Below are 5,461 nucleotides of genomic sequence, written 5' to 3' on the forward strand. Positions count from 1 at the left end.
ACACGCGCTATGATCGCTGCGCCCACACCTTCATGTCCGCCATCTGCATCGCTGCAACCGTCATCTTCTGGCTCAATCAATGAGTCCTGAGCCTAGTAAAATCAATGGCTGGTGGCGGAGACGGAGTCCGCCTTGCCGCACTGAAATTAAAGGGTTTTATCGGGTTTACTGATCTTCGTCATAAAAGCGGTCATAAAATAGTCGCCGACCGGTGGCGTTCGTTGGCGCTTCGAAGTGAACGTTCGTTGCGCTCTTGCTCTCGCGACGACCGAGACGAGTGATGCTGTATACTCGAGTTCCTCAAGTTCACTCTCGCCAACTGCCAGCATTTTCGGCCTGAACTGGCCCGCTTGCCGACATTCCGCCTTTAGCAACGGCTACATAGATAGCGGCCGCGATCCATCGTAAATCTACGATGCGAATTGACCGGGCGCATTCCCATCGATAAAAGTCGATGGGATGACGACTGACGACGCCCTCGCAGCGCTTGCCTCGCTCGCGCATCCGACGCGACTTGCCGCCTTCCGCCTGCTCGTTCAGGCCGAGCCCGACGGGCTTTCGACCGGTCAGCTCGTCGATGCTTCCGGTCTCTCCCAGAGCACATTTTCGAGCCATCTCGCCATCCTCGTCGCCGCCGGGCTCGTCATTCCGGACAAGCGCGGGCGGCAGATGATCCAGCGCGCCGATATCGAGCGACTGCGCGCGCTGATGCTGTTTCTCGCCAAGGATTGCTGTGGCGGTCGCGCCGAGCTGTGCGCGCCGCTCGTCACCGAACTCGCCGATTGCTGCTGAAGGAGCCGATCATGCCTGAGCGTTCCTACAACGCGCTGTTCCTGTGCACGGGCAATTCCGCCCGGTCGATCATGGCCGAGGCGCTGCTCAATCGCGACGGCGAAGGCCGGTTCCGCGCCTATAGCGCGGGCAGCTTCCCGAAGGATGCGCCGCATCCGATGGCGCTGAAGCTGATCACGCAGATGGGCCTTCCCACCGATGGCTATCGCTCGAAGAGCTGGGACGAATTCGCCGGCCCCGATGCGCCAACGATCGATTTGATCTTCACCGTGTGTGACGATGCGGCCGGCGAGGCCTGCCCGGTATGGCCCGGCTATCCGATGACCGCGCATTGGGGGATCGAGGATCCGACCGCCGCCGAAGGCCCCGGGCAGGAACAGGCGTTCCTCACCGCGATGCGTTATCTCCATACCCGCATCCAGTTGCTGCTTGCCTTGCCGATAGAGAGCCTTGACCGGCTCGCGCTCAAGCGCAGCCTGAACGAGATCGGCGCCCGCGACGGCGCGACCCCGCTCGCGCAGGGCACGCCGGAAGGTGCGGCATGACCGCGATCGACGTCGTCATCTATCACAATCCCGATTGCGGCACCTCGCGCAACACGCTGGCGATGATCCGTAATGCCGGGATTGAGCCGCATGTGATCGAGTATCTCCAGACGCCGCCGTCGCGCGCGATGCTCGAACAACTGATCGCCCGCGGCGGGCTGACCCCGCGCGCGCTGCTACGCGAAAAGGGCACGCCCTATGCGGAACTCGGCCTCGGCGATGACAGCCTGTCCGATGCAGCTCTGATCGATGCGATGATGGCGCATCCGATCCTTATCAACCGGCCGCTGGTGGTGACGCCGATCGGGGTCAGGCTGTGCCGGCCCTCGGAAGTCGTGCTCGACATTCTGCCGAGCGCGCAGCGCGGCGCCTTTACCAAGGAGGACGGCGAGCGCGTCGTCGGCGACGCCGGCGAGTGTATCGGCTGATGCTGCTCGCGATCCTGATCTTCGTCGCCACGATCACCCTGGTGATCTGGCAGCCCAAAGGACTGGGTATCGGCTGGAGCGCGATCGGCGGCGCGACTGTCGCGCTGCTGACGGGGGTTATCTCGCTCGGCGACATTCCGGTGGTATGGGACATCATCTGGAACGCCACCGGCGCGTTCGTCGCGGTGATCCTGATCAGCCTGGTCCTCGACCGCGCCGGCTTCTTCGAATGGGCGGCGCTGCATGTCGCGCGCTGGGGCGGCGGCGACGGGCGCTGGCTGTTCGCGCTGGTCGTATTACTCGGCGCGGGCGTCGCGGCGCTGTTCGCCAATGACGGCGCGGCGCTGATCCTCACCCCGATCGTCATCGCGATGCTGCGCGCGCTGGGCTATGACGAGAAGGCGACGCTGGCTTTCGTGATGGCGGCGGGGTTCATCGCCGATACCTCCAGCCTGCCGCTGGTCGTCTCCAATCTCGTCAATATCGTCTCGGCTGATTTCTTCCATATCGGCTTCGGCCGCTATGCGCTGGTGATGATCCCGGTCGATCTCGCCGCGATTGCTGCGACGCTGGCGGCGCTGATGATCTTCTTCCGCAAAGATATTCCGGCCCGCTACGACGTCGCGCAATTGCGCGCGCCCGCCGAGGCGATCCGCGACCACGCCACCTTCCGCGCCGGTTGGGTGGTGCTGGCGTTGCTGCTCGCCGGGTTCTTCGTGCTCGATCCGCTCGGCGTGCCGGTGAGCGCGGTGGCCGCCGTCGGCGCCGTCGTGCTCATCGCCATTGCCGCGCGCGGCCCCGTCATCCCGACGCGCACGGTGATCCGCGAGGCCCCTTGGCAGGTCGTGATCTTCTCGCTCGGCATGTATCTGGTCGTCTACGGTCTCAAGAATGCCGGGCTGACCGACGCGCTGGCCGGGCTGCTGACCCGCGCGAGCGAGGGCGGGGTGTGGGGCGCGGCATTCGGCACCGGCATCCTGGCGGCATTGCTGTCGTCGATCATGAACAACATGCCGACCGTGCTCGTCGGCGCGCTGTCGATCGACGCGACGCAGGCCACCGGCACAGTGCACCAGGCGATGGTCTACGCCAACGTCATCGGTTGCGACCTCGGGCCCAAGATCACCCCGATCGGCTCGCTGGCCACGCTCTTGTGGCTGCACGTGCTGGGGCAGAAGGGCGTGAAGATCGCCTGGGGCTATTATTTCCGCGTCGGCATCACGCTGACGACGCCGATCCTGCTCGTGACGCTGGCGGCGCTGGCGCTGCGCCTGACGCTGGCATGACCGGCTATCTCGCCTATCCGCTGGCCGCGCTGTGCGAGATCGCGGGCTGCTTCGCGTTCTGGGCGTGGTGGCGGCTCGACCGCACGCCGGCTTGGATCGTCCCGGGGCTCGCCGTGCTCGCGCTGTTCGCCTGGCTGCTCGCGCAGGTGCCGACCGACGAAGCCGGGCGTGCCTATGCCGCCTATGGCGGCGTCTATGTGGCTGCTTCGCTGCTATGGCTGTGGGTCGTCGAAGGCACGACGCCCGATCGCTGGGACGTCGCCGGCGGTGCGGTCGTGCTCGCCGGCGCCGCCATCATCCTGTTCGGCCCGCGCGGCTGAGCTTTCTGTTTTCGGAGTTTCGCTTGTCCCGTCTGCGCCCGCTTCCCGAGCTCGATCACCTTCCCGCGCTCGACCCGGCCTATGTCCATGAACGGCCCGCGCTCGGACTCGGCGATGACAGCCCGCGCCCGCGCATTCTGCTGCTCTACGGCAGCCTGCGCGAGCGATCCTATTCGCGGCTCGCGGTCGAGGAGGCGGCGCGGCTGTTGCACTTGTTCGGCGCGGAGACCCGCATCTTCGATCCCGCCGACCTGCCGCTGCCCGATCAGGTCGCCGGCGACAATCACGCTGCGGTCGCCGAGTTGCGCGAACACGCTTTCTGGTCCGAGGGCATGGTGTGGTGCAGCCCCGAACGCCACGGCCAGGTCAGCGCGATCATGAAAGCGCAGATCGATCACTTGCCGCTCAACATCGGCGGCATGCGGCCGACGCAGGGGCGCACGCTCGCGGTGATGCAGGTCTCGGGCGGCTCGCAGTCGTTCAACAGCGTCAACACGCTGCGCCTGCTCGGCCGCTGGATGCGGATGGTGACGATCCCCAACCAGTCAAGCGTGCCCAAGGCCTATGAGGAGTTCGACGAGACCGGGCGGATGAAACCCTCGCCGCTCTATGACCGCATCGTCGACGTGATGGAGGAGCTGGTGCGCTTCACCGTGCTGCTCCGTCCCCATGCCGAGCAACTGGTCGATCGCTATTCGGAGCGCAAAGCGGATGACCGCCCCCTCGACCCAAATCAAGACCTGTCAGCAATCGCCATTCGCTCGTGATTGGATGATCGCTTCCAGCGTTGGCATTGCAGCGAGCAGATGACCGAGATTGGGCGCCTAGAGTGTGATCATCTTAGATTGAAGCATATCCGCTGTTTTTGAGATAGTTTGCACACTCGCTTGGAGAGAAGGCGTCGAGCAGTGAGCCGATGCGTTTCCAGGTGGCCTCGACGGATCGTTCGTTTGCCTTTCGCAGGAGCGTCTTGAGCTTGGCGAAGACCTGCTCGATCGGGTTGAGGTCCGGGCTGTATGGCGGGAGGAACAGGAGCCTTGCGCCGCAACTGCGGATGGCCTGACGCGCCGCCTGTCCCTTGTGGCTGCCGAGGTTGTCCATGATGACGATATCGCCGGGCGCGAGGGTCGGGACGAGGAACTGTTCGACATAGGCGAGGAAGAGCTGCCCGTTGATCGGTCCGTCGAGCACGCAGGGCGCATCGATCCGATCGTGGCGCAGCGCGGCGAGGAAGGTCAGCGTGCGCCAGTGGCCGAACGGCACTTTCGCATGCAGGCGCTCGCCACGCGGGGCGCGGCCATGGGTGCGGGTCATATTGGTCTTGGCCCAGGTCTCGTCGATGAAGACGAGGCGTGTTGGATCAAGCCGGTTCTGGTATTTGCGCCACTGCATCCGTCGGCGGGCGACGGCCGGACGATCCTGCTCGCTGGCGAACAGGCTTTTTTTTGAACGACAGCCTCTCGCGATCGAGGAACAGCCACAATGCGCCATAGCTCGCCTTTACGCCGCGGTCCCTCAGCTCGCCCAACAGCGCGCGCAAAGTCAGGTCGGGCTCGGCCGCAATGCGCGCCAGCAGCCACTCCCGCTCCGGCAGCAGCACCGGCTTGCGGTGTCCGCCCAGTCTTCCCGGTGCGACCCCGCCAGTCCGGCGCTGGCGCTGCGACCAGCGCACCGCGCTTGCAACGCTCACACCGAACTGCGCCGCAGCCGCTCGGGCAGAAGCCCCCGAGGCCATCGCCGCAACAACACGCTCACGAAGATCAATCGAATAGGCTCGGCTCATCCCTGCTGGCCTCCTGCCCAGCCAACAGGTTGAATCAGAAAAATCGTCCCGCGTGAATCCCCAATCGATTCAATCAAACAAGATCATGCTCTAGTGGCCGACCCTCGCACTCCAGCGTGCTGACGGTTCTCGCCGACATAGCCGACATTCGAGCCTTCAAGCGGCTCCCTTGAAACCTGCCGTTCGTTCAGCGGAGAAGGCAGCTCTTCATTGTGGTCTGAGCCCGTAGTTTCTACCATTTACGAGTAGAGCCTTGGGCCGTTTTGATGCCCTTCACTGGGCGTGATGGCAACAACCGTATTGGGGG

The 5,461-nt window shown here is 64.7% G+C and carries 7 protein-coding genes; 6 read left to right on the plus strand and 1 reads right to left on the minus strand.

From position 1 onward, the window contains the following. Nucleotides 1-459 precede the first annotated feature (459 nt). From EV664_RS19050 to arsH, 6 genes are read left to right on the plus strand one after another with little or no spacing between them, the layout of a single operon-like run. Nucleotides 460-792 (plus strand): ArsR/SmtB family transcription factor, encoded by a 333-nt coding sequence (locus EV664_RS19050; RefSeq protein ID WP_133497229.1) that lies wholly within the window; start codon nucleotides 460-462, stop codon nucleotides 790-792. Between the two features lie 11 nt (nucleotides 793-803). Then, nucleotides 804-1,337 (plus strand): arsenate reductase ArsC, encoded by a 534-nt coding sequence (locus EV664_RS19055; protein ID WP_133497230.1) that lies wholly within the window; start codon nucleotides 804-806, stop codon nucleotides 1,335-1,337. Further along, nucleotides 1,334-1,765 (plus strand): arsenate reductase (glutaredoxin), encoded by a 432-nt coding sequence (gene arsC / locus EV664_RS19060; RefSeq protein ID WP_133497231.1) that lies wholly within the window; start codon nucleotides 1,334-1,336, stop codon nucleotides 1,763-1,765. Before EV664_RS19055 ends, arsC begins: the two co-directional genes overlap by 4 nt. Beyond that, nucleotides 1,765-3,051: an arsenic transporter gene (locus tag EV664_RS19065; protein ID WP_133497232.1), complete on the plus strand. Its 1,287-nt coding sequence runs from the start codon at nucleotides 1,765-1,767 to the stop codon at nucleotides 3,049-3,051. Before arsC ends, EV664_RS19065 begins: the two co-directional genes overlap by 1 nt. Then, nucleotides 3,048-3,371, plus strand: coding sequence for a YnfA family protein (locus EV664_RS19070; RefSeq protein WP_133497233.1), 324 nt, complete (start codon nucleotides 3,048-3,050; stop codon nucleotides 3,369-3,371). The genes EV664_RS19065 and EV664_RS19070 overlap by 4 nt, the downstream gene beginning before the upstream one ends. Nucleotides 3,372-3,394: 23 nt before the next feature. Next, nucleotides 3,395-4,138 (plus strand): arsenical resistance protein ArsH, encoded by a 744-nt coding sequence (gene arsH, locus EV664_RS19075; protein ID WP_162848908.1) that lies wholly within the window; start codon nucleotides 3,395-3,397, stop codon nucleotides 4,136-4,138. A gap of 73 nt (nucleotides 4,139-4,211) precedes the next feature. Here arsH and EV664_RS19080 read toward each other — a convergent pair. Next, nucleotides 4,212-5,154 (minus strand): IS630 family transposase gene (locus tag EV664_RS19080; RefSeq protein WP_162848909.1). Its coding sequence is split into 2 segments (ribosomal slippage): nucleotides 4,212-4,817 and nucleotides 4,819-5,154, totalling 942 coding nucleotides; the frame shifts between segments, so codons are not numbered across the junction. Nucleotides 5,155-5,461: the final 307 nt, after the last annotated feature.

Origin of the sequence: Stakelama pacifica (genome assembly GCF_004361835.1) — a bacterium.
Classification (GTDB): Bacteria; Pseudomonadota; Alphaproteobacteria; order Sphingomonadales; family Sphingomonadaceae; genus Sphingomonas; species Sphingomonas pacifica.

Bases quoted from the DNA above. Each gene is read 5' to 3' on its own strand.
- EV664_RS19050 (WP_133497229.1), top strand. From the start codon at position 460: ATGACGACTGACGACGCCCTCGCAGCGCTTGCCTCGCTCGCGCATCCG.
- EV664_RS19055 (WP_133497230.1), top strand. From the start codon at position 804: ATGCCTGAGCGTTCCTACAACGCGCTGTTCCTGTGCACGGGCAATTCC.
- arsC (WP_133497231.1), top strand. From the start codon at position 1,334: ATGACCGCGATCGACGTCGTCATCTATCACAATCCCGATTGCGGCACC.
- EV664_RS19065 (WP_133497232.1), top strand. From the start codon at position 1,765: ATGCTGCTCGCGATCCTGATCTTCGTCGCCACGATCACCCTGGTGATC.
- EV664_RS19070 (WP_133497233.1), top strand. From the start codon at position 3,048: ATGACCGGCTATCTCGCCTATCCGCTGGCCGCGCTGTGCGAGATCGCG.